This is a genomic window from Bifidobacterium sp. ESL0732, from assembly GCF_029395535.1.
Taxonomy (GTDB): Bacteria; Actinomycetota; Actinomycetes; order Actinomycetales; family Bifidobacteriaceae; genus Bifidobacterium.
Genome location: NZ_CP113920.1, coordinates 1,955,563 through 1,982,235, shown reverse-complemented (window position 1 = coordinate 1,982,235; position 26,673 = coordinate 1,955,563). Strand labels below are relative to the sequence as shown.

Genomic DNA, 26,673 nt, shown 5'->3' with positions numbered 1-26,673 from the left:
CGGATAAGCAACGATAGAGCCATGAAACCCCCGCGGCACGTGATGAAAGGACCTTAATAATATGGCCATCAATCCTCCTATCGACGCCACGAAGACACCGGAATGGGCGGCGTTGCAAAAGCATTTTGACGAACTGAAAAGCGAAGGCATTGACCTCAAGAAGTGGTTCGCCGAGGAACCCAACCGCGTTGAAGAGCTGAGCTTCGATGCCGGAGACCTGCACTTCGACCTCTCCAAGGACCTTATCAAGCCCGAAACGCTCAAGCTTTTTGCCGACCTCGCCAAGGCCGTGCACCTTGAGGATCGTCGCAAGGCCATGTATTCCGGCGTCCACATCAACAACACCGAGGACCGCGCTGTGCTGCACACCGCGCTGCGCCGCCCGGTTTCCGACGAAGGCAAGTACATCGTCGACGGCCAAGACGTGGTCAAGGACGTGCACGAGGTGCTCGACCGCATCTACGCGTTCGCCGACAAGGTACGCAGCGGCGAATGGCGCGGCGTGACCGGCAAGAAGATCGAGACTGTCGTCAACATCGGCATCGGCGGCTCCGACCTGGGCCCGGTCATGGTCTACGAGGCCCTCAAGCCCTACGCAGACGCCGGCATTTCCGCCCGTTACGTCTCCAACATCGATCCCAACGACATCACTGAGAAGACGAAGGACCTCGACCCCGAGACCACGATGTTCATCGTCGTCTCCAAGACCTTCACCACCCTCGAGACGCTCACCAACGCTCGCGAGGCCCGCACCTGGCTCTTGAACGGCCTCAAGGCCTCCGGCGCCATCGACGGCAGCGACGCCAAGCGCGCCGAAGCCATCCGCAAGCACTTCATCGCCGTCTCCACCAACCTCAAGGGCGTCGAGGAGTTCGGCATCGACCCGACCAACGCCTTCGGCTTCTGGAACTGGGTCGGCGGCCGCTACTCTGTGGATTCCGCGGTCGGCACCTCCATCGCCATCGTCTGCGGACCGAAGCGCTTCGAGGAATTCCTCGCCGGCTTCCACGAGATGGATGAGTACTTCGCCAACACCCCGATCGAGAAGAACGTCATTGCGCTGATGGGCATGTTGAACGTCTGGTACCGCAACTTCTTCCACGCGGCCACCCATGCCGTGCTGCCCTACGACCAGTACCTGCATCGCTTCCCGGCCTATCTGCAGCAGCTCACGATGGAATCCAACGGCAAGTCCGTGCGCTGGGACGGCACCCCGGTGACCTGCGACACCGGTGAGGTCTTCTGGGGCGAGCCCGGCACCAACGGCCAGCACGCCTTCTACCAGCTGATCCACCAAGGCACGCAGCTCATCCCCGCCGACTTCATCGCCTTCGCCAACACCCCGAACCCGGCGAAGGACGGCGACCAGGATGTGCACGAGCTCTTCCTCGGCAACTATCTGGCGCAGACCAAGGCGCTCGCGTTCGGCAAGACCGCCGACGAGGTGCGCGCCGAGGGCACGCCTGAAGCCATCGTGCCGGCCCGCGTTTTCAGCGGCAACCGTCCGACCACCTCGATCTTCGGCGATGCGTTGACCCCGTTCTCGCTGGGCGAGCTGATCGCGCTTTATGAGCACATCACCTTCACCGAGGGCACGGTCTGGGGCATCGACTCCTTCGACCAGTGGGGCGTCGAGCTCGGCAAGCAGCTTGCCCGCCAGATCACTCCTGCGATCTCGCAGGACGATGACGCGCTGGCGGCGCAGGACGCCTCCACCCAGAGCCTCATCCGTTTCTATCGCGCGCATCGCAAGTAGTCAAAAGCGCTGAGGCATTGTGCCTTCTTCCGACTTGATGTTTGGACGAGGGTAGCAATGCGGGCAAAGTGCTCAGTCACCATACTCGGGTGACTGAGCACTTTTGCGTTTCTGAGCGTATGATGCGTTGAAAAGCTGATTGTTGGTCTCACTTTTCTGCTTTTCAACGCGCCAAAGCGTGGCACCGCGTTCAAAAGCAGATTATTGGCCCCATTTTTCTGCTTTTCAACGCAGTAGCTAGCGTTGATGCGTTCAAAAGCAGGAAAGTAGGGCTCATAATCTGCTTTTCAACGCAACTTACCGGGGTGTCTACCAACTAGCGATTGAAAAACGTACGGGGCAGCTTATTTGATGGTGTATATCGTCGTGTACAGGTCTTTCATTTCCTTGCTCGGCTTCGCGTCATCCAATTCCTTGTAGACGGGATTACTATCTCCGTACTCTTTGGTCTCGTAGAGGTAAGTCCTGATTTTGTCTTCTATGGCCCAGTACTTTTGCGCTTTGTCGAGATCGTTCAGGATTTCGTCGCGTGAGCCGAGAGCCTTGATCCTTTCGAGTTGCTTTTGCGCCTTGCCCATGCGTTTGAGGCACGCGTTCGCGTAGGCTTTGATGAACGGGTCTTTGGACTGGGCGACGCTTTGTGCGGACGCCTCGCAGTTGGTAATGATCGTCTGTATGGTATTGACGGAATCGGGGTCGTCGCTGAGATTTGTATATTTTTGTGCGTCCTCTTGGCAGGTTTTGATGGTGGCGGTGTAGCCGACCACCGAATCGCTGAAATTGTTGTGAGCGTTGATGTACTTCTTGTTTTTGGCTTGATATGCCTGATAAGCCTTGCGGATATTGCCGTAATCGCGGTAGGCCTGCGTTTTGGTGAATTTGTCGCCCGAATTGGCCACAGTGGCCGTGGCGGCCTTGAGGTCGTCGAGATCGTCCTGCTCGATGGTGTCGGCTGGGCCGTTCATGCCGCTGCTTTGAGTGACGATATACAGCGCGTGGATGAGCTGGTCGTGTGGCTTCTGGATATCCGCGGTGAACGTGTCGTTCGCCTTGTTGAGGATATGGGATTTTCTCACGCTCTCGTCGAATGTCTCTTCGTTTGAAGATGAAGATGTGGAATGGCTACCGAGATGCGGAAGAACGAACGGTGCTGCAACGAGCGCTATCACAAAGATGAGAGCGCAAGCGCTCGCGATTTTCGACTTGGGTTTGTCGCCGTTCCCGGCACTGTCGTCGTCGTCCGTGTCATCGTCATCGTCGTCGATATCATCCGCGTCATCGCTGTCTTCGCCTTCTGCGTTATCGTCTTCATTGCTGTCGGCGACGGTATATCTGCTAGCGTCTTTCTGATTGTCTTCGATGCTGTGGCTATCGTTGTTTTCGTCTTCGTTTCCGGCATCTTCGTGGCTCTCGTTATTGCCGGTTTTGCCGTGTCTGTTGTCACTTTGGTTCGACCACGGACTGCTTTCGCTGTCAACGCGGTTATCTTCGGCCTCGTCCGCTTCGTTGCTTTCGGTGGGTATTCGGCCTGAGCGCGTCGAATCGAGTTGGGATGAGGTGTCGTCGATGGATAGATTCTCATCCGATACCGGTATCTGCGTGTCTTCTGACTTCTTCTTCCAGCGATGCAATGTTGGCCGTCTCTTTCATGCTGCCAAGATGATAGGACTGTAATCTGCTCTCGTTGAGCATTGTATCAGTGCCTTCGGCAATGCGTTGAGCCTTCCTTCTGTTTCAAGGCCAGAGTCCTTGTATCATGGTTGAGAGAAGCTGTCTGGAGTTGAAATCGAATGTCAAGAATGAAGCGACGTCAGCTTGAACATGTTCATAAGAGAACGGAGAAGACATGAGCGCAGGGATAATTGCATTGCTGGTCGTGTTGGCCATCGTCATCATCATTATGGTGTGGGGCATCGTGGCTTATAACCATCTGGTCGCGTTGCGCAACCGCGTGCAGAACGGGTTCTCGCAGATCGACGTGCAGCTCAAGCGGCGCACCGACCTGGTGCCGAATCTGGTCGAGACCGTCAAAGGGTACGCGACCCACGAATCGCAGGTTTTCCAGAAGGTGACCGAGGCACGCGCCGAAGCCGTCAAGGCCGCCAGCAGCAGTGGGGCGACCACCGCCGACCGTGCCCAGGCCGAGTCGGCTTTGAGCAACGCTTTGATGGCCCTGCAAGCCACCGCCGAAGCGTATCCCGACCTCAAAGCCAATCAGAACTTCCTGCAGTTGCAGGACCAACTCTCCGATCTTGAGCAGAAGATCGCCTACGCCCGCCAGTTCTACAACGACGTGGTGCAGAAGCTCAACACCGCCGTCGAGACGTTCCCCTCCAACGTGATCGCCGGCATGTTCCACTTCAGCCAAGCCCAGTATTTCCAGGTCGCCGAATCCGACAAGGCGGTGCCGCAGGTCAAGTTCTGAGGTTGCCGGTGAAGTTGTGGTTCTGATACGCAACATGAAATCGTAGGAAGGCGCGTGGTGATGGGCGAGGTCTACAGCCTCAAACGGCTCGGCAAAGCGGCTCTGGTGGCCCTAGTGGTGGTTGTGATCGTCGTTGGCTTCTATGGGTTCTGCGCCTGGCAGGGCAGCGGCAGCGGAAACCAGATGAGCTACAATTCGCTCGATGACGATGCTGTGGTGATGTCAAATGGCGATTTGCGGATCACCCAGCATATCGACGTCAAGCTGGGCAAGCGCAAGGGGGACGACGACGGCGTCAAACCGTGGCGTGAACTGTTCCAGCGTTACCGCTTGGCCGACGCTCCCGGAAAAGCGGCGGATGAGATTGAGGACGACGAGGACACGCTCAGCGCCATCACCGATGTTTCAGTCAAAAACGTGACCACGGGCCAGACCTATCGCCATGGCGACGCGGATTCTCCCAACGCCCTGCACAGCTCACGCTGGGACGCGACCCATGCCGGGACTTGGTACGCACGCGATCTGGGGCATAATGCGAATGTGGATGACGACAAGCCCAGCGTGGATTACCGGCCCGCGGCCATGAGCTCAGCCAAATACGACGTCAAGAAGCAGCAGGACGACATGGCGAAGAGGCAGCAAAGGCAGCAGATTCTGCAGGGTCAGACGCAGGGCCAGCAGCAGACGCAGGCCGGCGGCGACAAGAACGCAGACGCGGATTCGGGTACAACAGATTCGGGAACAGCAGATTCAGATACCGCGGATTCAGATACCACAGATTCGGACGCAGGTTCCGATACGAAATATTCTTCGCGCGACTGGTACCCCGGCACAAAGCCTTCGAAAATGGGTGCAGCGCGCGACGTCATCGAAATCGGCTGGAACATTCCGACCACTACGTCGGCCGAAAGCATGAAATTCGACGTGACGATGACCTTCAAGGACGTCGTCAAGGTATACAACGACGTGGCCTACATGAAGTGGGAGCCCGTCGCCGACGACAACGGCATTCCCATCGGGCGTTTCCATGCCAAGGTTACCCTGCCGCAGGGCACGAAAGCCGGCACGATGCGTCAGTGGATGGACTATCCCCGCAATGGTGCCATCAGACGGACGGGGCAGCGCAGCATCGAGATGGATGCCGAGCATGTTCCCGCCAAGAACCATATCGATCTGATCTCCATGTTCGGCCACCACGGCATGGGCCAGGTCCGCTATCGCGTCCACAGGGCCGCGAAGGAAGATGTGGTCTCGTGGATGGAATATGAGCAGAGAAATTCCGTCAAAAACAGCGGTGACACTCGTTTTGTGCTGATCAAGTACATCGCGCTTCCGGTGCTTCTCGCTCTCGCGGTGGGCATCGCCGCGGTGATCGCCAGCAACGGGAAGGCTTGGATTCGCGGAGACGTGGATTACGTGCGCGACATTCCACGTATCACGCCCGGAGCCGCGGCCGATTTGATGGATGCCCTCATGCCCGATGACGTCGGCGACTCCAGCCTGGCATCACGACAGACGGCGTCCACGCTGCTTGAGCTGGCGAGCAAGAAATGCATTGCAGTGTATCCGGGCAAGGCGGATTGGTATTCGGGGCTCGACCTCGCCGCTGCGGCCGCCGACGTCAGCAAACAGGCCGGCACATGCCTTGACCGGGCGCTGGGCAGAGGCAAAAAAGCGGATACCGTCACCATCGCAATACTGCCGAAATCATCCAGAGCTGCCAGCAAGGGGCGAAAACTCTCGAAGTCGGAGAAAAGCCTGTTGGCCATGCTCATGGACATTTCCGTCAAGCTGAAATCCCTGACTTTCGACTTGAGCCAAGTCAACGATCAGCTCGGCGATTGGGAGAAGGGCGCGAAAGCGCAGGACAGGTTCTTTACCAGCGTCGACACCGAATACGCCAGTGGCGAGTACTTCAGGCGCTTCGTGTTCTCCTACGTTGCGGCCGCGGTGCTGGTTATCGTCGGGGCTTTGGAATCCCTGATCATCGACGGCCTCGCTTTCAGCGAATTGGGTTCCGGAACGGACGATTACGGGGCCGTCTGCGACCAGTTCCATGGCCAGTGGGGGCTGTCGCTTATCCTTGGTGTGCCGGTGATTTTCGTATTCGCATTCCTCTTCAGGCTGTTGAAATTCAAGGTCTTGACGCCGTCGGGCAGACAGGCAGGCACGCAATTGCTTGGCCTGCGTAGGTATATGGAAGACTTCAGCGATTTTTCTGAGCGGGATGTGCCCGACCTGGCGCTTTGGGACCAATATCTCGTCTATGCCACGGCTTTCGGAATCAGTGGGAAAGTCACCAAGCGGATGGCGCAGGTGTTCCCGAACCTCACCGATTCGTCCTGGCTGGACGGCAACGCCGGCGATTCGCTGCTTTACTGGTCGTACTACCCGTCGATCGGCGGTGTGGGTGCAGGCAATGGCGTGGTAGGTGCCGACGCAGGACAGGCGCTTTCCGGCGTTGACAGTTTCGGTGGTTTCGGCGATTTCGGCGCGCAGATCGCTTCCGGCTTCGACACCCTCCAGTCCACGTTCGCCGACTCCTTCAGCGGCTCCGATGGCGGTTCCGGCGGTGGTTTCGATAGTGGTGGCAGCTTCGGTGGTTCCGGTGGCGGCTCGGGCGGTGGCAGCTTCGGCGGCCGCTGAGACGTCCGGATAACTTGAAACGTAGACGGAAGAAAAGGCTATGAAGGGGAACAAAGACTGGTTGGTGAGGCTGCGAGCCATCATCTCATCGTTGATTCTTGCGACGGTGGTCACGGCTTTGGTGGCGTTTATACTGATGCCTTCCGGCGACGGCACCATGAGCTACCGGTCGCTCGACTACGACATGACGGTGCGTCCCAACGGCGACCTACGGGTGGTCGAGCATGTGGATGTGAAATTGGGCAAGCGGCGTGACAGCGACGGCGACAAGGCTCCGTGGCATCAGCTCTTCCAGCGTTACAAGCTCGACTCCAAGCAATTGAGCGCCATCACCGATGTGTCGGTGAAAGACGCCAAGACCGGCGAGGAATATGCGACCGGCGATTTGGCCGACGACTCCGATTTGAAATACACGCCGGATGACGTTTGGGACAGTGAATTCTCCCAGACCTGGTACGCGGTCAACGTCTCGTGCGGTTCCTCCGTGCGCTACAAGCCCGCCGGGGCCGCCGGACCTAGCAAGAAAACGGATGGCGACCGTCCGATTGACAACGGTATGTTCGATGGTTCCTATGGAGGCGTGGTTGGCCCCCAGCTGAATTCCAATGATCCCAGTGTTCCAGGGCAAGGCGTCAATGATTCGGGTGTTTCGGGTAATGGAGCCGAAACACAGAGCGACTCCGGCAACTCAGGCCTGAACTCCGGCAATCCCGATAATCTAAGCCGGAATTCCAGTGATTCTGGCGGTTCCAATGATTTAAGCGACTCCGGTAATTCAAGCAACCCCTCAAGCTACGTACAGCGGGTCCGTCCCCGTGTAGGCCGACTCGTGGCTCCAATCGAAGCCCGGGCCCAATCCCAGGCCCAACCGCGTGTCCATGCCGCTGCCGATACGCGCGACGATAATGGGACCTGCGCTACTGGCCAGTCAGGCGACACCATCGAGATCGGCTGGAACATCCCGGCGACTTATACCGCCGAAAGCATGAAATTCGACATCGCCATGACTTTCAAGGATGTGGTCACGCGCTACGACGACGTGGCCTATTTCAAGTGGGAGCCGGTGGGTGACGACAACAGCGTGCCGATCGACAATCTGCACGCACGGGTCACGCTGCCCAAAGGCCGGGCCAAGTCCGACGGATCTAAGGCGGCGGATAAGGCGTCTTCGGTGAACTTGCCTCAACAGTGGCTGCATTTTGCGGGGCTCGGCGATATTTCGGCTCACGGCAGCCACACCATCGAGTTCAACGCGCAGCACGTCGGAGTCCGCCGGCACGTCGATTTGGTGTCGATATCGCCAGCTTCGTCGATGGGCAAGGTGCGGCACACGCAATCCGGCGATCACGCACAGGCCGTCGTCAGCCACGAGAAAGCCGAACGATTGAAGGCGGCGGTGGTCAGCACTGCCAACCTCATCTGGCTGGTGGTCTCCGTTGTGGCGGTACTGGTCGCGCTGGGCTATCTTATGAACAAGTTCATCCGCATCGCGCCTGAAGCATCGTATCGAGGCGAGGTGGATTATTACCGCGACATCCCTGAGATCACACCGGTGGCCGCCGCCCATCTGATGGATATTCTGGAAGGCTCGCCGTCATCCAGGTTCGGCATCCGTATCGTCGGAACGAAGTACGCTCGGCGACTGGCTTCCCGTCAGATGGCGGCCGCAATGCTTTCCCTGACGCGCAAGAACCTCATCGCCATCTACCCGGGCAAGGCCGAATGGTACGGAGGGCTCGACCTTGCGCAGGCCGATTCTGACCAGGTTTCGCAACGGGTGCGTGACAATGCTTCGTCGTTTGGCGCCAAGACCAGCACCATCGTGATTTTGCCGTTGGCCTACCAGATCATCGGCGATAGCATGTCCGATGGCCAGCGTCGCGACGAACTGAATCTGACCCCCTCTGAACAAGCACTGCTCAAACTGCTCAAATCCTTCGCCGAGCACATTGACTCGCACGTTTTCGACTTGAAGCACGTGCGTCGAGCGGGCCGCAAGTGGACTGATGGTGCCGAGAATTACCGAAAGTTCACCACTGAGGCGGACAAGGAGTTCAAGCACTTCACGCTTGCTCATTCGCAAAGCGAGACCATATTCAAGGTCTCCGTGCTGCTCGTGGTGGCAGCGGTGATTGCGGGCCTTTACCTTTGGCGTCTCTACAGAATAGGTCTGCCTGATTTGGCTCTCATCGCTGCGTCGGCGGCAACGTTCATCGCCATCCTGTTCCTGTCGCTGATGCCTAACGAAACGTTGAGCGCCGACGGGCGCAAGGCGGCGGGTCCGGTACTTGGGTTGCGCAAATATATGGAGGATTTCAGCGATTTCTCCGATCGCGGCCCACAGGACTTGGCACTCTGGGACCAGTACCTGATCTACGCCACCGCGCTGGGCATCAGCGGAGAGCTGGTGCGCAAGATGGCCGAGGCGCAGCCGGCGCTCGCTGACGCGGCTTGGCTCGACGAGAATGCTCAAGGCTCGCTACTCTACTGGACGTATTGCGGTTCGGCATGGACCGGCGTCTCGGCTTCTGGCGCTTCGGGCTTTGGCTCCAGCGGCGGTTTCGCCGATCTCGGTGCACAGCTGAGTTCCGGTTTCGGCAGCTTGGGTGCGTCGCTCGGCGGCGGTGGCATCGGCGGCAGCTTCGGTGGTTCCGGTGGCGGTGCCGGCGGCGGCAGCTTCGGCGGACGGTAGGAAGCAATATTGAAGGAATCGAATTGAGAGAAAAGAGCCAAGACATATGAGCGGGAAAAGCCTGAATCTCAAGCGAATTGCCAAGGTATTGCTTGCGGCTTTGATACTGACGGCGATGATTGGCCTGTTTGTGGTGGCATGCGGTTCGCGCGTTCGGCCCTATAATCCTTACGAGTCGGATTTGAAAAAAATGAATGCCGACCTGGTCTATAACTCGCTCGAAGATGACGTGAAGGTGCTGCCAAACGGAGACTTGCACCTTACCGAGCACATCGATATGGAGCTTCAGACACGTGAAGACAAGGATGGTAAGGCCAAGCCGTGGCGTCAACTCTACCAACGTTATACGCTCAACCGCACCGATAAGGCGAAGGGTCCTTTAAGCGACATCGTCGACGTGTCCGTGAAAAACACAAGCAACGGGCAGGAGTATGCGCACGGCACCAGCGGCGACATCACCGATCCCAACTGGGATGCGAACCATGCCAATCAGTGGTACGCCGAAGACGTGGGCGGCAAGAACGGCACCGGGCACACGCCTTACCTTCCGGCAACAATGAAGGCTGACCAGTATGATCAATCGTCTGGCGCGGCTGGGTCTTCGGCCGCAACGACGGGTGCTCAGCCTGGTGCGGCAACGAACGTGCAGGTAGGTGGCGACGATACCATCGAAATTGGCTGGAATATACCATCTACCGATTACGCAAGTTCGCTGAAATTCGATGTTGATATGACGTTCAAGGACGCGGTGCAGGTCTACGACGACGTGGCTTACCTTAAATGGGAACCTATGGGCGATACCAACGGAACACCGGTATACGATTTCAACGCCACTCTCGCCTTTCCCGATGGAGTCAAGCAAAACGACACCAATGAATGGATGCATTACGTTGGTAGAGGTTCGGTATATCCGAATCCCGACGGCACTCTTTCGGCGCATGCCTTTGAGGTTGTGCCGGGCAGACATGTCGATTTGGTGACGATGTTCCCGTCTTCGGTCATGGGACAGGTGCGGCATCGCATCGCAGGCAAACACAAGCAAAAGGTGATCGATCAGGAGCGTGACGAGCAAAAGTCTTCCAACCCCAACCTTCAACGGCCCGCCCGTCGACATTGGAATATCTATCTGCCGTTCGTCATCTTGGAACTCGTCGCCATGGCTATCGGCGCGGTGTTCGTGGCGTATACCAACCGCAAGGGCAGCTACCACGGGCCAGTCGAGTATTATCGTGATATTCCGAAAATCAGCGCGACGGCGGCAGCTCAATTCCTTGACGAGATGCAAGGGACTCAAGGTGATTCGAAGCTCGACTCGCGTCAGCTTGCCGCCGCCATGCTCTCGTTGCAAAGCAAAAAGGCCATCGGCATCTATCCAGGCGAATCCCAGTGGTACGCCGGAATCGACTGGGCACACGTCACTGACAAGGAAATCGGCGATTGCATGAAACGTGGCGCAGCCGGTGAATTCGACGGGCAATCGTCTAGCGCGGCCGCCAAGCCTTACGGCCGGCACAGCAATGCCCCGAGTGCCAAAGAACCGTTGTATGAAAGAATCGGCAAGGAAAAGGGCGGTTTGGTCGACACCGTCGCAAAGACCACTGGTTTTGGTGGACGCAAAACGACCACCATCGTGTTGTTGACAAAGGTTCCAAAAGCCACCAAGGGTGCTCAAATTCTAGAAGATCCGATTGTGAGCACGCTCACCGGGCCGGAGATTGCGCTGATGGAGCTCTTACAAGCGATGGGTGAACGGCTCGGTTCCGACGTCTTCGATTTCAAGGATGTCCACGACAGGCTCTCGAATTGGTCGGAAGGCGCCAGCCGCGAGTCGAACTTCGTGCTCAAGGTGGAGGCTGAATACCGTGCCATGAAGCTGACTAAGGCATCGACGGTGTATACGGTATTTGAGGGCATCCTGCTGGTGGCCGGTGTGCTTGGCTTTGGCTACCTCTACATGATGTTTATGAGCAATCCTCTTACTGCGGCCAAACTGTTTGGAGCAGAAGCGCTGTATTTGCACGGCGATATTGCCAGGATGCTCAAGATCTTCCTGCCCGTGGTGTTCGTGTTGATTGTCGAAATATCACTGTTGCAGAAAGTCATGCTCAACAAGAAAGGCAATCTGCTCGCCGGCCAGTTGTTGGGGTTATGTAAATATCTCCTTGATTTCGGTGATTTCAAGGAGAGCGAGCCACAGGACCTGGCGCTTTGGGATCAATATCTCATCTACGCCACTGCCTTTGGCATCAGCGACAAACTGGCCAAGGGCATGACCAAAGTCTGGCCACAGATGACCGATGACAATTGGCTTGATACCAACGCTTCAGGCAGTCTGCTTTACTGGCCGCTCTACTCTGCGAGCCACGACGTGCAGGGCTATTCGTCTGCAAACTTCGACCTCGGCAATTTTGCCGACCTTGGCGGTCAGTTAAGCTCTGGCTTTGCCAGTATGAGCAGTTTCAGCGGAGGGGGCGGCTTCGGTGGTGGAGGCGGTGGTAGCTTCGGTGGTTCCGGAGGTGGCTCGGGCGGTGGCAGTTTCGGTGGAAGGTGATGGCTGTGGGTCATAGTCTTAATCTCAGACGCATTATTCGGCAGACTCCCTTCTGCCTGGTTTGCACGCTGGTGGTCGCGCTGTGCATGATTATTCCGTATTCCGACAGCGTGGCCGACGCCAAAAGCAAAGCGGAGGAGTCTTCATACAAGACCACATGGGTAGAGAAGAACCCCGGCTGCGCTGCCCGTCCCGACAGCTCGTTCGGCAGCAGCGCAATGGTGATCGATCAGTCGCACGACTTCGATGCCAAGCCCAGGATTTCCTATAATTCGGTGGATTATGACATGGCGGTGCAACCCAATGGCGACGTGCGTTTGAATGAGCATTTCGATGTGAAGCTCGCCGAGCAATGGGCCAATAATCGGGAACTTGAGTGGAATGATCTCACCACACGGATCGACCTGACTGACGAGCCGACGTTCTATCGGTTCCCCGGGGCTCAACTGGGTGCGGTGACCGACGTGAGCGTCCGCGATGCCGCGACCGGACAGGTCTATCGGCATGTGCCGCAGGATTGGCAGTATTATGGGTCCTCCGACAAGATCAGGTTCCAGCCTGGTATGTGGACGGCGGATACCATGGTGGGCAAAGTCGTCGAGGATTATGCCCCTGCCACGAGTTCCGGCGCTGCCCCGTTGACGGCAACGGATGCAAAGAATGCGCACGATATGAGCATGGTCAACCTGACTTGGGCGATTCCACCGGTGAAATCGGCCGAAAGCCTCAAATATGACGTTTCCATGACGTTGAAGGATGTCGTCACCCGTTGCGGCAACCATGCGTACTTCCGCTACGACACGTACGGCAACACGGATACCGGCCCGGCCAAGCACATGCATATGCGACTGACGCTTCCCAAAGGTACCAAGGGTACGCCGAAAGGCTTTGTGGGCTTTCCCGGACGGAAATCGGTGAAACGCGATGGTGCCAGACAGTTTGATTTTGACGCTTACGACGTCTCCGCGGCCTCGTCGACGGAATTCGCCGCCATATTCGACGCTTCCGGAATGGGACAAGTGGCGCACGATGCCGTATGGGACGGGACCAAAGGAAAATTCCGGGACAAGGGCAGTGCCGAGGACACGGATCGATATGACGATTCCGAAGAGGACAATGACGCGGCAGGCGAGGCCGAAGCCGATGCCGAGAAGGCCGACCAGGATTTTGCTTCCAATTGGCATTCGCAGGCATTCGCGTTTGCGATGATATTGCTGGCGTTCCTTGTCTTCGGAGGCATCATGATTGTCATCACCAACCGACGGACCAGTGTCAGCGGTGACATTCCCTATTGCCAGGACATCCCGTCGATGAGCCCGGCCTGCGCCGCACGGTTCATCGACGAGGTCCAGCCGTCCGGCTCCTCGATGGTCGCGGCCTTGAGCCGTGAGACACGGGCGATGCTCTCCACCCTGCTGTCGTTGGCCGACAAGAAAGTGATTGCGCTCTACCCGGGTGCGGTCTCGTGGTACGAAGGCATCGACCTGCAGACCGCCGACGTCGAGCGGATACAGGCCTGTGCCGAAGAAGGTCGGAAGAATGAAAACAGGAAAAGACAGGAAGACGGGAATGGCCATGATTCCTCGCAGCAAAGGAACATGCCGACAAGCCGTATCAGTATATGGCTCAGCCATGTGCTGTGGCGCACCGCCCTCGGCAGGTATATCCGCCGGCATCCGCGTCTGGCCGTCATCTTCGGCGGCATCGCCAAGCCCGCCGACGGCCGAACGGTAACGGTACGGCTTTTGGCGGCGACGCAAGGTTCGCAACATACGAAGAGCGGGCAGGACACACCGGAGTCGCAGAGTGCGCAAGGTTCGCAGAGTGCGCAGGGTGCGCAGGATGCGCAGGATGGTAGTGAAACGTCCGCAGCGCATCCGCAGCTGTGCGTATCCGAACAGGCGCTGCTCAACTATCTGCAGGCGTTCGCCATGTGGCACGGCTCATGCACCTTCGACTTGAACCAGTTGCGCAACTCCACCCAAAGCTGGCACCGGGCAGTGGCCAGTGGTCCGCGGCACGCGCAGCACAATACCGATTCTGCGGAGACCGAGATGGTCAATCAGTTCAATGAAGCGCAACAGGTGTGGGATGAAGGCCCGGAACTTCAATCGGATTTCATGGATGCGGAAAATGAAGAATATATGGCGCTGAGGCTGACCCAGTTCTCACGTGTCGCCGTGGGCGTGCTGGTGGCAATCGGCTGTTTCGTGGGTCTCGGCTACTATATTTTGCTGCAAATCTGGGATATGGGGCATCAGAAGGTCGCACTTACGCTGGGGCTGCCTGCGGTGTTCCTGGCGTTCATGGTGGTGACGCTGGTGCGCTATGTCGAACTGAGCCCAAATGGTCGGCTTGCCGCAACCCGGTTGGTAGGATTCATGGAATACATGAACGACTTCAGCGATTTTTCGGCGCGCGGCGTCGAGGATCTCTCTCTGTGGGGCCAGTATCTGATCTATGCTGCTGCGTTGGGAGTGGACAATAAGATTCTGCGCCAACTGGCGTTCCGTGTGCCGGACAATGCGTTGATGAACGGTTAGCAATGATGCGGATTGCGGCTGGCCGCCGACTGGTCGATGTACACGATGCTGTTGATGCGATGAAAATCACGGAATGACTGCAAAAGCCTGCTTTTTGACGCATGTGCAGCTGAAGTCGCGTTCGAAAGCAGATAATGTGGGCCAAGAATCTGCTTTTTGACGCATGTACGGCGGCAGGTGCGTTGAAAAGCAGAGAACGTGTGGCGGCCTTCTGCTTTTCAACGCAATGGGTCGGTTTGACCTACCGATTGGCCTCGTCGAGGGTGAGCTGGTCGTCATCGGCGTCGTAGTCGAAAAGCTCGCCGTAACGGCCCCAGGTCACCGCGATGTCGAACTGCTGCTGCGCTTCCTCGTCGGTGTGCTGGCTGCGCAGCAGGTCGAGGATGAGCTCGCCGCGCAAGCCACGGTCGGGATGGTTGCGCAGTGCCCGGTCGATGGTGCGCACGAGCGGCGCGTGGTCCATGACGAGCTGAGCGAAGAGCTTCTTGGCCTCGAGCACGTCGGCATGGCACCAGCGGTCGCCTTCGCGGGTGATGGTGCAGTGGCCGTTGTTGACCGTCAAAAGCCCCAGCATAGTGCCGGCATCGATCAACGGGAAGAGGTCGTCGACCTCGAAGGAAAGATCGGCCGCTAGATCGGCCAAGTCTACTCCGCCTTGATAATTCGAAACCACATCCAGCAGGCCGGCAAGTCCGCCGGGGGTGGCGTTCGGGAGCAGCTCGGTGCGTGCATTGCTCTCTTTGACCTTGGTGTCGTTTTCATGGGCTGCCAGCTTTTCGTTGGCTACGGCCTGCGCGGCGGCATGGTCGTTGCCCGTAGAAGATGCCTGGCCGGAATCGTTGCCGTTGCCATTTTCTTGGCTATCGGTCGATTTGTTCGGATTGGCCGATTTGCTGTCTTTATCGGATTTGGACGAAGACGACTGGGCGCCGTTTTTTGTTGTGTTCTGTGCAGCAGCCGAAGTCGTGGCCGAAGCAGCCTGGGCTTTCTTCTGGGCAATCTGACGGCTGCGCTGCGACTCCTGACCGGTCAGGATGGCGTAGAGTTTGTCGACCATCGCCTCGAATTGGGGGGAGTGCTTGTCGCGCGGACGCGGCAGGTTGACCGGAACCTGTGCGATGAGATGACCAGGATGTGAACCCAGAACGACCACGCGGTCGGCCATCTGTACCGCTTCCTCGATGTTGTGAGTAACAATCAGAATTGACTTAATCCCGCTTTGGTTGTTGTTCCAAAGCTTCAGCACTTCCTGACGTAGGTTTTCCGCGGTCAGCACGTCCAAGGCGCTGAACGGCTCGTCCATGAAGAGCGCGTCTGGGCGCAGCACGAGTGCGCGGGCGATGCCGATACGCTGCTTCATGCCACCGGAAAGCTCCTTCGGATAAGCGGATTCGAAGCCGTCCAGACCGATGGCATCGATCGCTTCGAGGGCGCGCTTGTGGCGCTCTTCGCGTGGCACCCCGCGTGCTTCGAGCCCGAGCTCGACGTTGTCTTCGACGGTGAGCCAGGGCATGAGTGCAAAGGTCTGGAAGACAAGCGCGACTCCTGGATTCGGCCCGTCGAGCTCCTTGCCGCGGTATGAGACCTGTCCGCTGGTCGGCTGGATGAGTCCGGCCAAAATACGCAGAAAGGTCGATTTGCCGGCGCCGCTACGCCCCAGGATGGCAACGATTTCACCTTCGTGAAGATTGAAAGAGATGTCGTCGAGGACTGTGGTCTCGTTGCCTTTTTCGGAGGTGAAGCTCTGGCTGATGTGGCTGGCTTCGATGACGGTGTGGGTGCCGTTGGCGTCGAGGTCAGCGTACTGCGGGTTGTGGCGGCCACGGGTGCGGGTTGCTGTGGTGGTTCCGGTTTCCGTGCCGCTGGCGACGGTCTTATAAAGCTTGTTGAAGTTCATGATGGATTCCTTTGTTTGGTGGTTTCCAAATGATTTATTCGGTCGGTATTATTGATTGGTTTTCAGCATTAGCAATCGGATTTGCCGAAAACCCTTCAGTTAGAGGCAGTCAGTGACCGTTTTCTTGCTTTTGCGTTCAGCGGTGCAAGAAAGTGGTCACTGAGGAGTCGTCAGCGGCTGTTTTCTTGCTTTTGTGTTTGGTTATGCAAGAAACCGGCCATTGCGGGGCTGTGAATGGCCGTTTTCTAGCATCGATGATTGAGAATGCAAGAAAACGGACACTCGGATTTCTGCTTATCATGCTCATCGAATCTCCTTAACTCATCCAACGACGAAACGACGGTCGGCGAGACGTTGCAGCGGATTCCAGAAGAGACGGTTGACGGCGACGACGAAGATGGCCATGACGGCCACGCCGATGATGGTCTTCATACCCTCTGCATGCGCGGTGGCTTCGGCGATATAGGAACCGAGGCCTTTGGCGACGAGCGTGTGGCGTCCGTAACTGACGATTTCCGAAACAATGGAAGCGTTCCACGCGCCGCCGGCTGCGGTGATGCCGCCGGTGACCCATGAGCCGAAAACGGACGGAAGGATAAGCGTCTTCCATTTCATCCAACCGGTGATATGGAAGTTCTTGGTCATTTCGATCAGGTCGTCTGGGATTGCAGACGCGCCGGCGATGACGTTAAAGAGGATGTACCACTGCGTGCCCAGCGCCATGAGGAGGATCGAGCCCCAGTTGATGTCAATGCCGCCGGCGACAAAGACCATGACCACGAACGGGAAAATAAAGTTGGCGGGGAAGCTCGCCAGCACCTGCACTAGCGGCTGGACCAGACGCGAGATTTTCGGGTTCATGCCGATGATGGCGCCAAGCGGCACCCAGATTACCGAGCAGATCGCGGTCAACAGCGCCACACGCAGGAAGGTGAGGCCCCCGAGGCCAAAGGCACGTCCGAGCTCGCCCAAGCCGGTGGTTTTCATAATGGTGACAATCAGCTCCGCGGCTCCCGCAATAACAGCGGCTCCCACGATAATGCCGAAAACGACATCACCGGCGCGACGGCGGCCAGGCTTGGCGCCCCACTTGGAGCCGGTGTGGCCGAGCGGGCGAGTGATCCAGTTCAAAAATTCACCGATCGGGCGGAAAAGGCGCGCGATGAAATCGTCGATGTGTGACTGACGAATCAGCGTCAGAACGGCGCTGCGCTTGGGCTCCGAGGACTCGCTCTGCGTAATGCGGAACTTTTCGGCCCAAGCGGTCAGCGGCTTCCAGACCAAAATATCAATGGCGAGTACGACGATAACCATGGTCAGAATGGCCCAGCCGATTTTGCCGGGATTTTCTTCGGCGGCCGCGGCCTCGACGTAGCTGCCGATACCGGGCAGCGCGTAGGTGCGGTTGTTCACCGAGATCATTTCCGAAGCGGTGAGGAAGAACCAGCCGCCGCCCACGCTCATCATCATGTTCCACAAGAGCGGAATCATGGAGTTCGGCACGTCAAGCACCCAGAAGCGCTGCCAGTGCGAAAGCCGGAGGTTGCGTGCCGCTTCGTCGAGTTCCTTGGGTTCGCTTTGCAGAGAACGGTAGAACGAGAAGGTCATGTTCCAGGCTTGCGAGGTGAAGATGGCGAAAATCGACGCGGCTTCCACGCCCATCATCGAGCCGGGGAAGAGGGCGAGCCAGATGGTCACGGTCGCCGAAAGGAAGCCCAGGATTGGTACGGACTGCAGAATGTCGAGCAGGGGGATGAGCACTTTGCCGAGCCGGCGCGATCGCGCCGCGGCGAGTCCGTATACGAAGGTGAACACCAACGAGAAGAACAGGGCGATGGCCATGCGGAAGACGGAACGCAGTGCATAATACGGTAGGTTGCGCGGATCGGTCGAGACGGTGGAAGGAATGCCTTTCGGCCCGACCGGCGCGTTGATGGCGGGCAGAACCCAGGCGATTAGGCCGAAGATGGCGAGGATGCCGACGGCCACCACGCAGTCCGAGACCACGCGCTTGGTGAGGCTGATGTTCCGCCCCGCGTCCGATGTCGCAGGCGCGGCGCGATTGAAGTTGAAGGAAAAGTTGGTCATGATGATTCCTCATGAGCGGCGTATCGTGGCGTGGAGAATCCCGGATTTGCTGTTGCGGTTGCTGATTCTATGCAGCTTTTGAAAGCATCAGAAATTTACGATTCCTGCAATTGCCGGCTTTGCTTTGAAGCGGTCAGGTGCAGACTACCAGTAACGAATCGTAAATCCTTGATACCTTTATATCCCGTAACTTTCGTGGGTTCATGGGCACGATGGATACGTTTGGTTGAATTAAAATGGGAATCTCGAAAGTGGAGTCATCTGCATGCTGGAGGAGTCGTTTCACATCGTCTTACGCTCGTAGCGTGACGCACTGAAAACGGAAGACGGGGTTTACTTCCAGCGCCGAGTCATCGTGTCGAGATGAGGTTGCGCACAGCTGCACAAATGATGCAGATCGTTGATACTACTAGGAAGATCGTCAGCCATGATCCCCACCTCCTTCGACTCGTTGTGCCATGCACAGAAATTATTACCGCCCCTAAAATAAGTGTCTCGACGTGGCTTGTCAAATTGGTTTGTTTCGAGTGGGTATCTTCGTATCTGTATTGATTTGGCAATCGTGTTTCTGGTGCTTGGCTTGTCTCAATGACCACTTTCTGGCATCGGTGAGTCGTCGTGCCAGAAAGTGGACACTGACGGGTTATAAGCGGCCTATTTCTTGCATTTCAGGCAGGTCGTGCCAGAAAACGGTCATTTATGGACCATCAGTGGCCGTTTTCTTGCATTAATTTGGGATTCTGTCAGAAAGTGGTCGCCGGAACAGCTGTCGTTGTGTAATTTTTGATGGAGGAAGCATACGGCATCGAATGCATAACGCGTGTGTCGCCGTATTTCGCTAAAATAAAAGTTTGTTATGCCGAGAGACAGGCTGCCGCATGGGTCTGTTTCTTCATTTGGGTTCAGCCTTGTGGCTATATCCGTCAGTTCGGATGTAACCTCCACGGCGAATCGGCAACATTCCGCCGGGTTCCGACGGAATACGATAGTGGGCGCGTTCGGCTCCATTAGCCGCCATGGCACGAAAGTGCGGCGCCGCCCCTGACATGTACGCTGATATGCGGCAGCGACAGGTGAAACAATGGTTAACGCTATTGAGGCATTTGATGCCAAGCACATGAAGCCTTCGGATTCTATCCCGGAGTTCCGTCCCGGCGATACCGTCGAGGTCAACGTCAAGATCCAGGAGGGCAACAACTCCCGTCTTCAGGCGTTCACCGGCGTGGTGATTGCGCGTTCGGGCGCCGGCCTGCGTGAGACGTTCGTCGTCCGCAAGGTCAGCTTCGGCTGCGGTGTGGAGCGTCGCTTCCCGCTGCACTCCCCGGTGATTGATTCCATCAAGGTGCTGCGTCACGGCCGCGTTCGTCGCGCCAAGCTCTACTACCTGCGTGCCCTGCGTGGCAAGGCCGCTCGTATCACCGAGCGTCAGGACAACAGCGCCAAGGCCTGAATGCAAGCCTAAAAGCTATGTGCAAACGGCAGTCAGATTTGAAGTTCTGACCGCCGTTTTTGCTTTTATCAAAATTTGGATTCTTGTATCGTGATGCATGACATCTCTGTACTGTCCCACAGGCTATGATGGTTTTCGGTTACTTAGGGCTGTGGTTTTGGCCAGCTTCAAGGATACGCATGTATAAGTTGGGAGTGCCGATGGCAGGGGATGATACCCGCAGCGACGAGCGGCGTGAAGCGGATTCGCATATCATCGAGGTCGCGGATTACGGAGTAAGCCCCGAACCAAGGCCGCGCGACCTTCGCAGCAATCCGGAACACGCCGACCCGGATTCGGAGGGCTATACGTTCCACGACCTGTTGAGCTTTGTGGTGCCGTTTGCCGTATTCGTGGTCATTCTGGGGTTGTTGCGGGTATTCGTCATCGGCGTCTATGAAATTCCTTCCGGTTCAATGGAAGACACCATCGAGATCGGCGACCGGCTGGTCACCAATCGTCTCGCGAGGCCTACGAACAAACTCAAGCGCGGTGATGTCATCGTTTTCAAGGACCCGGCCCACTGGCTCGCCGGCACCGACAACCACGGTTCCGACGACCTCATCAAGCGGCTGATCGGCATGCCCGGCGACGTGGTGGCGTGCAAAGGCAGCGGTTCTCCGGTCACCGTCAATGGTGTCGCAATTGACGAGACTTCGTATATCAAGCCGGGAACCGAGCCCAGCAATTTCGCGTTTAAAACCAAGGTGACTGCCGGCAATGTCTTTGTAATGGGCGACAACCGCTCCAATTCCGCCGATTCGCGATACCACGCCGACGATGGCAACGGTGGGCTCGTTCCGATGGCCAACATCAGCGGCGTGGCGATGCTGACTTTCTGGCCGTTCAGCCATTTCAAGGTGGTCAAGTCGCATCGTGAGGTGTTCGCCGCCGTGCCCGGGGTACCGAAATCGTGACTTCGAAATCCGGCAATGAGGCAGCTGGCAAACAGGGTCGCGCTGCCCACCATGTCGCCGCGCCGACGTTGGATTTGGAACGAAAACTGGCAGGCCTTGGGTTTGATTTGATCGTTGGTTTTGACGAGGTGGGCCGCGGTGCGCTCGCCGGTCCAGTGATGGTGGGCGCGGCCGCGGTATGGGCCCGTGATTTGGACGGACTTGAGGTACCGGTTGGTGTCGCTGATTCGAAATTGCTGACAGAACACAAGCGTGAGGCGATGTTCGAGGGCCTGCGCTCGTGGTGCGCCGCCAGCGCTGTCGGGCAGGCCAGCAACAAGGAAATCGACGAGTGGGGAATCTCCTATGCGTTGGGCATCGCGGCTTTGCGCGCGGTCAACGAGGTCGAACGTGAACTCAACATCGACGAAACATCTACTGCCGAAAGCTTTGGAGCGGTGATTGATAAGTCCGATAAAACCGGTGGTTCCGGTGAATTCGGTGATGGGCTACGTGACGACGGTCTTTTGAACGTTCCTTTTGATGATGGTTCGTCCCTCGCGGTATACCCGTCTTCAGCCCCGTTTCGTGTCGGTGCCATTTTGGACGGTCCGAACGACTATATTTCCAAGGCTGTAGGGACGTTCGATGCGCCGGTCATTCCGGTTTTGCCAAAAGTGACCACGAAAGTGAAGGCCGACCAAAGCTGTGCGCTCGTCTCGACGGCCTCCGTCATCGCCAAGGTGACGCGAGACCGGTTGATGGTCGCCCTGGCACAAGGCAACCCGAACTACGTGCCCTACCAATGGCAGCGCAACAAGGGCTATGGAACGGCTGTCCACCGAGCCGCCATCGTCGAGTATGGCCCGACACCGTTGCATCGCATAAGCTGGCATCTGGACTGAGTGCCTGAGGCACTATCCCTCGCGAGGATTGACGGAATTGAATGATCATCACTGTATTGTGCTGATATCATTGATATGACTGTTCGAGTAGACTTGTGAACGTTCACTGCGGGATGTGCCACGCAGGAAGCACACCGCTGACAAAGGGGAGACACGGATGAGCGCTCAACATAATCCGGGCAAGAGGCCGTCGATGTTCGAGGTGGCGAAGATGGCTGGGGTCAGCCATCAGACGGTTTCGCGCGTTATCAACCACTCCTCCGAGGTCTCCGATGCCACCCGTACTCGTGTCCAGCACGCCATCGACGTGCTCGGCTATCGTCCCAGCAACTCCGCACGAACACTGGCTTCGCACCGTTCCCACACCATCGGTCTGATCGCCGGCGGCCTCAATTTCCTCGGCCCGATTTCTGCGATTGGCGCCATCGAAACGATTGTTCGGCGTCGTGGTCTCTTCCTGATGGTTTCCATGGTGCACGAGGCACGATGCACGCAAAGCGAGTTCGAGAACCTTTGCCGCACGTTTGAAGAGCAGAACGTCGATGCCTTCATTTTCCTGACCCCGACCGATATCATGTTTTCGGCGGCCTGCCGCACCCGGCTGCCCGAGCCTCGCGTGCTGATTACCTCCACCCACGGCAACCTTTCGATGAGTCGGGCCGGTGGCCTGATGGATGCCGAAGGACGTGGCCGCACGGCTCTGGTTGGCATCGATCAGTGGGGCGCGATGCACGAGGTGGCCCGCCTGGTTTCGCGGTTCGGCCATCGTTCCGCGCTCTATTTCGTAGGTCCGGTGCAATGGCGCGATGCCGTGACACGTTTGCTCGGTTGGCGCAAGGCCTCCGCCCACTATCACATTGAATCCCGCGAAATACAGTGCAATTCATGGGATTCCTCCGAGGCTTACGCGCGTATGAACCACGAGTTGGAAAGCATCGGTTCCGCAGGCGCCGAGAAGCCTACCGTCATCGTCACCGCCAACGACGCACAGGCGGTTGGTGTCACCCGCGCCCTGCACGAGCATGGCTTGCGTATTCCGCAGGACGTCAGCGTGGTCGGCTTTGACGATATGACCGGTGTCAACGATATGTGGCCGCCGCTGACTACGGTGCGCCCGAATTTCGAAGAGCTCGGCATCGCTTCGATGCGCGAGACCTTCCGCCTGCTCGGTGAAAGCATTGAGACCACGTTTACCGCCAACGCCCACGGAGCGGGCCTTATTCCCGCCGAATTGATTCAGCGCCATTCACTAGGTCCGGTGCCTAGGCTGTAAACTGCCTGTCCTCCTCTTTCCGGTTTCAGATTTCAGTCGTTGGACTGGCTTTCTTCGGCATCTCGAATCGCTCCGATGACGATGGCTGTTCGCAGCACGTAGGCGTCGCGCGGGTCGTTGGCATCCCAGCCCGTGGCGTCGGCAGCGCGTTTGATGCGGTAGCGCACGGTGTTGGGGTGGACGTTGAGCGCCTTGCCGGTCGCTTCGAGCGAGCCGCCGTAATTGAGGAATACCGAGACGGTCTGAAGCGTCGGGTCGTTTTCGTTCTCGCTTTTCAGGCTTTGATAGACCGTCTGATACAGCTCGTCGATGGCATCCTCATCGCCGACAAGCGCGCGTTCTGGCAGCATATCGGCCGCTCTGGCCGGCCGGGGCAGTGGATTGATTGCCGGCATCACGTGGAACGCGGAAAGCACGGCACCCAAGGTTCGCGCGGCCCCGGTTACGCTGTGCCGGGTCGGACCGAGGCATACCGGCTTTTCAGGGTCGAACGCCTTCAAGACCGCCGTGCAGGTCACTTCGGGCGTGGCGGCGCTTTGCACCACGACCAGCCCGATCGTCAATCCGTTGCTGCGCCCGACCAAACAATATTGACTGCCTAAGTCGTGGGTGCCTTTGACAATGATGGATTTTGCGGTTTCGAACGTGAGCGCCGCAATGCCGCCGATGGCAAAGCAGCTGAATATTTCAGGCCAGCCCAATACGTGTAGCAAGGAGACGACCCGTTTGTCGTCGATTCCGTTGGATAGACATTCAAAGGCTATGGTTTCCAGGTTTTCGCGGTTGCCTAGTTTTTCGAAGGATTTCGTTTGTTCCGCGTCTTTTTTGTTGTCGTGGCTGTCAGCGATGACTGTGATTCGCGGTGTTTGTTTTTTCTCGCCGGCAAGCTTGTCAACCTGCTTTTGATGGTGCGCAATGTCGGCCACCCCTTGGGCGAGACTCAGAAAATCGGTGGTTTTTGCCGATTCCGTGTCGTGCTTGTCGTTATCGTGCATACTCATACTCATGATTCTAGTCTGGCGGCTTCGCCGGTGCCATTGCCTCTTTGCAGACGGGCTTGGGATCGCTGTGCCCGAGAATCCTGCCAGAAAGTCAGGAGCACAAAGCCCAACACAAAGACGAGCGGAAGCATATGGCGTTCGAAATTATTGGCCGGCGAGGTAACCATGACCCCCATCAGCAGCAGCAACGGAAGGTGCGTGGCCAATGTTTTCCAACGTCGCAAAATGACCTCGGCCGCGCCCAAAAGCAACGTGATAATGACGTAGGTATTGCCGTGGACGAGCCAGCCGAGCACAGGTTTCGAGCTCCAGTTTTCTTCGAAATCGGTAATGTTTTTCCGCCAGTCGGCGTGCCAAGAGCCAATCCAGTCGGTGAGGTTCGCACCGCCAGCGTAGACGACGTAATAGGTCATGTCGATATACGGCGGATCCATAATGTCGAAATATCCGTAGCTTTTGGCCAACAAAGCATCCAACGAGATGCGCGGGTTGGCCTTGACTATTTCCATCCATGCTGTGTTGAAATTCTTCATATCGGCTTTGGTCACCGTGCGCCAACGGTAGCTGACGCGTTTCGTCTGGATTCCCGATGATTTCACCGGATCGGCATCTTGCTGGAAATAGGCCTCGGCCATCTGGTCGAGGTTGAAGATGGGGGCCAGTTTGTTTCTTGCGTCCTGTGGGATTCCATTAGGGTTGAGTACGGCGACACGGGCAATTTGCTGAAGCTGGACGCCGTGGCTTTCGATGGGGTCGCCATTGATGATGGCTCCGTCGTGTGTCGCCAGGCTGACCGCGCCCTCAAAGAGAACGACCGGCAGCAACATGCCGATAACATAGGTTTTCCAACGTTTGCGGTCGGCGAGCAGGGCTATCACGAGTTCGAACAGAATAATATACAAGGCGTATTTTGCCGAAACCATCATGACTAATGTCGAAAGGACCAGCGCGATGAAGGTGCGTTTGCGCAGGTGAAGCACAATCCTGTCATAAGAAGGGGGCGTAGCGGTTGTACGGTTTCCGTCGCCGGTTATTATTGTATTACGTTCGTGTCCAGTGTCTGGTTTCTCCGATTCGGGTGATGTCGTCGATCCCGATGATGCCGCCGACTTCTTGCGCGATGATTGTTGCCGTAACTTCGCGGTGCAAAGTATTTCGTAGCCCACGCCGAACCACCAGACGAATGCGAAAGCGAACAACGGCGATTTGGTCAGGCTTATCGTCGAAAACAGCACCAGTGGGCAGACCAGAAACAGCAGGAGGATGAAAAAGCGGGGAAGGGGGCCGACGGATCGTGAGGCATCAGCCTTTTGCAAAGCGGAAGCTGTCTGGTCCTTTTTGGAAGGCGAGGCCGACAGGAGCTCGCTGAGTTTTCTGCGGGGCTTGAGCCATGGGTGGTTGAAGAAGCGGTTCGCCGTCGCGGCCAGACAGAATGCAGCGAACAGCAGCTGGCCTGAAGCGAGGAAAACGATGCCCCAGTCGTTGGCACCGGTAAAATAGCGCGAAATCGTGGCTGCACCGCCGTAGACCAGCGTGAGCACAATGTTGTGCTGGTCGGTCAAATAAGTGGGTTTGGCGGGCCAAAGATAGTGGGCGGTGGGGTAAATATCCATCGGAACGAAGGAGAAGAAGCCGATATACGGCTGTTTCAGGCCGGTCCACTGGTTCCAGGCCCAGCTGAACTCGCGGAACTGGCTGCGAATGTCCGCGCCGAACGCCGCCAGGAGGATTACCGGAACCCAAAGCCAGCCGATAATGAGAATAAGGGCAATTTTCCACCATTGGTCGGTGACGGCCATCATCAGGTGGTGCGCCCCGGTTCGCAGGCTTGAAGCCGTGCGACGTAGCCATTGCCGAATTCTCGTGCGCAGCCAATAATTATTGTCTAATTTCTCGTCCTGTTTGGTGTTGGATTTGCCACCTGACTCGTTGGCGGAGGCAGTGTCTAAATTGTTGGTTTTGGGGTCTGCTGGTTTTGGGTCTGCCGGGTTTTGATTGGTACGATGTTTGCGTCTTGCGGCGATTTTGGCACGGATACCAAAATCGTAGGGAATGAGCAGCTGCCCGCGCCCAAAACGGACAAGTTCGATGATGATCGCCAGGCAGATGGCGAACGTGCCGGCAAAGATGGCGGCATTATTCCACGAAAAGGCCCGTATCGTGGCAACCGTGGGGTTGAGCTCGTATTGCCGGTAGAGCGGCCCAAGCGAGGTGCACAAGGCGATCCACAGGCACGCCGCCACGGCCAACGCCCAGCGCAGGAAGGTGAAAAGTCTGCCAAAATGGGTTTTATTGTTCCCGAACCCCTGCGAATACGCTTCGCCGTCATCTTGATGGCTGGTTGCGCCCGCGGGGCTGGGATTACTCATAACCGGCATTCTATCGTCTTCACTCAACCTCCTCCGAATGGCGTATTGAGTTCATCGTCGTATCTTTGTTCGATTCGCTATAGTCCGTGCTTCAACGAAAAAGGAGAAGCTAAAAGGAAAAGGTATTCGTTTCGTTCATAGT

Annotated in this window: 15 protein-coding genes; 10 read left to right on the top strand and 5 right to left on the bottom strand. The window is 57.3% G+C overall.

Features of this window, described 5'->3' with window-relative positions; translation table 11 throughout:
* The first annotated feature begins 61 nt into the window (after window positions 1-61).
* Complete coding sequence (pgi, locus tag OZX70_RS07520) at window positions 62-1,756, top strand: glucose-6-phosphate isomerase (protein WP_277180396.1); 1,695 nt, start codon at window positions 62-64, stop codon at window positions 1,754-1,756.
* 344 nt (window positions 1,757-2,100) lie between these two features.
* On the opposite strand, the gene OZX70_RS07515 is transcribed toward pgi, so the two are convergent.
* On the bottom strand, window positions 2,101-3,387 hold the full coding sequence (locus OZX70_RS07515; RefSeq protein ID WP_277180394.1) for a hypothetical protein: 1,287 nt from the start codon (window positions 3,385-3,387) through the stop codon (window positions 2,101-2,103).
* Between the two features lie 215 nt (window positions 3,388-3,602).
* Between OZX70_RS07515 and OZX70_RS07510 the strand changes: the two genes are divergently transcribed.
* The 5 genes from OZX70_RS07510 to OZX70_RS07490 are packed head-to-tail and all read left to right on the top strand — an operon-like array spanning window position 3,603 to window position 14,613.
* On the top strand, window positions 3,603-4,181 hold the full coding sequence (locus OZX70_RS07510) for a LemA family protein (RefSeq protein WP_277180392.1): 579 nt from the start codon (window positions 3,603-3,605) through the stop codon (window positions 4,179-4,181).
* 60 nt (window positions 4,182-4,241) lie between these two features.
* The gene (locus OZX70_RS07505) at window positions 4,242-6,827 is read left to right on the top strand and encodes a DUF2207 domain-containing protein (protein ID WP_277180390.1); all 2,586 of its coding nucleotides are present in this window, start codon (window positions 4,242-4,244) and stop codon (window positions 6,825-6,827) included.
* Window positions 6,828-6,867: 40 nt separating this feature from the next.
* The gene (locus tag OZX70_RS07500; RefSeq protein WP_277180388.1) at window positions 6,868-9,519 is read left to right on the top strand and encodes a DUF2207 domain-containing protein; all 2,652 of its coding nucleotides are present in this window, start codon (window positions 6,868-6,870) and stop codon (window positions 9,517-9,519) included.
* A 46-nt stretch (window positions 9,520-9,565) separates the two neighbouring features.
* Window positions 9,566-12,070: a DUF2207 domain-containing protein gene (locus OZX70_RS07495; RefSeq protein ID WP_277180386.1), complete on the top strand. Its 2,505-nt coding sequence runs from the start codon at window positions 9,566-9,568 to the stop codon at window positions 12,068-12,070.
* Window positions 12,071-12,075: 5 nt separating this feature from the next.
* Window positions 12,076-14,613: a DUF2207 domain-containing protein gene (locus OZX70_RS07490; protein WP_277180384.1), complete on the top strand. Its 2,538-nt coding sequence runs from the start codon at window positions 12,076-12,078 to the stop codon at window positions 14,611-14,613.
* Window positions 14,614-14,854: 241 nt separating this feature from the next.
* On the opposite strand, the gene OZX70_RS07485 is transcribed toward OZX70_RS07490, so the two are convergent.
* Window positions 14,855-16,510, bottom strand: coding sequence for a nitrate/sulfonate/bicarbonate ABC transporter ATP-binding protein (locus OZX70_RS07485; protein ID WP_277180382.1), 1,656 nt, complete (start codon window positions 16,508-16,510; stop codon window positions 14,855-14,857).
* Between the two features lie 321 nt (window positions 16,511-16,831).
* Window positions 16,832-18,598: an ABC transporter permease subunit gene (locus OZX70_RS07480; RefSeq protein WP_277180380.1), complete on the bottom strand. Its 1,767-nt coding sequence runs from the start codon at window positions 18,596-18,598 to the stop codon at window positions 16,832-16,834.
* Window positions 18,599-19,679: 1,081 nt separating this feature from the next.
* On the opposite strand from OZX70_RS07480, the gene rplS reads away from it, so the two are divergent.
* From rplS to OZX70_RS07460, 4 genes are all read left to right on the top strand, one after another.
* The gene (gene rplS, locus OZX70_RS07475) at window positions 19,680-20,048 is read left to right on the top strand and encodes a 50S ribosomal protein L19 (RefSeq protein ID WP_277180378.1); all 369 of its coding nucleotides are present in this window, start codon (window positions 19,680-19,682) and stop codon (window positions 20,046-20,048) included.
* Between the two features lie 200 nt (window positions 20,049-20,248).
* Complete coding sequence (gene lepB, locus OZX70_RS07470) at window positions 20,249-21,004, top strand: signal peptidase I (RefSeq protein WP_277180376.1); 756 nt, start codon at window positions 20,249-20,251, stop codon at window positions 21,002-21,004.
* A gap of 68 nt (window positions 21,005-21,072) precedes the next feature.
* Window positions 21,073-21,888, top strand: coding sequence for a ribonuclease HII (locus OZX70_RS07465; RefSeq protein WP_277182170.1), 816 nt, complete (start codon window positions 21,073-21,075; stop codon window positions 21,886-21,888).
* Window positions 21,889-22,045: 157 nt separating this feature from the next.
* Window positions 22,046-23,161, top strand: a complete 1,116-nt coding sequence (locus OZX70_RS07460; RefSeq protein ID WP_277180374.1) for a LacI family DNA-binding transcriptional regulator — start codon at window positions 22,046-22,048, stop codon at window positions 23,159-23,161.
* 32 nt (window positions 23,162-23,193) lie between these two features.
* Here OZX70_RS07460 and OZX70_RS07455 read toward each other — a convergent pair whose 3' ends face one another.
* Complete coding sequence (locus OZX70_RS07455) at window positions 23,194-24,162, bottom strand: helix-turn-helix domain-containing protein (protein WP_277180372.1); 969 nt, start codon at window positions 24,160-24,162, stop codon at window positions 23,194-23,196.
* A gap of 2 nt (window positions 24,163-24,164) precedes the next feature.
* Window positions 24,165-26,531 carry a DUF6020 family protein gene (locus OZX70_RS07450; protein ID WP_277180370.1) on the bottom strand — a complete coding sequence of 789 codons (2,367 nt, stop codon included), beginning with the start codon at window positions 26,529-26,531 and terminating at the stop codon, window positions 24,165-24,167.
* Window positions 26,532-26,673 lie beyond the last annotated feature (142 nt).

Coding starts and splice junctions, on each gene's coding strand:
- OZX70_RS07505 (WP_277180390.1), top strand. CDS start 4,242: ATGGGCGAGGTCTACAGCCTCAAACGGCTCGGCAAAGCGGCTCTGGTG.
- OZX70_RS07495 (WP_277180386.1), top strand. CDS start 9,566: ATGAGCGGGAAAAGCCTGAATCTCAAGCGAATTGCCAAGGTATTGCTT.
- pgi (WP_277180396.1), top strand. CDS start 62: ATGGCCATCAATCCTCCTATCGACGCCACGAAGACACCGGAATGGGCG.
- OZX70_RS07455 (WP_277180372.1), bottom strand. CDS start 24,162: ATGAGTATGCACGATAACGACAAGCACGACACGGAATCGGCAAAAACC.
- OZX70_RS07510 (WP_277180392.1), top strand. CDS start 3,603: ATGAGCGCAGGGATAATTGCATTGCTGGTCGTGTTGGCCATCGTCATC.
- OZX70_RS07450 (WP_277180370.1), bottom strand. CDS start 26,531: ATGAGTAATCCCAGCCCCGCGGGCGCAACCAGCCATCAAGATGACGGC.
- OZX70_RS07460 (WP_277180374.1), top strand. CDS start 22,046: ATGAGCGCTCAACATAATCCGGGCAAGAGGCCGTCGATGTTCGAGGTG.
- rplS (WP_277180378.1), top strand. CDS start 19,680: ATGGTTAACGCTATTGAGGCATTTGATGCCAAGCACATGAAGCCTTCG.
- OZX70_RS07500 (WP_277180388.1), top strand. CDS start 6,868: ATGAAGGGGAACAAAGACTGGTTGGTGAGGCTGCGAGCCATCATCTCA.
- OZX70_RS07480 (WP_277180380.1), bottom strand. CDS start 18,598: ATGACCAACTTTTCCTTCAACTTCAATCGCGCCGCGCCTGCGACATCG.
- lepB (WP_277180376.1), top strand. CDS start 20,249: ATGGCAGGGGATGATACCCGCAGCGACGAGCGGCGTGAAGCGGATTCG.
- OZX70_RS07485 (WP_277180382.1), bottom strand. CDS start 16,510: ATGAACTTCAACAAGCTTTATAAGACCGTCGCCAGCGGCACGGAAACC.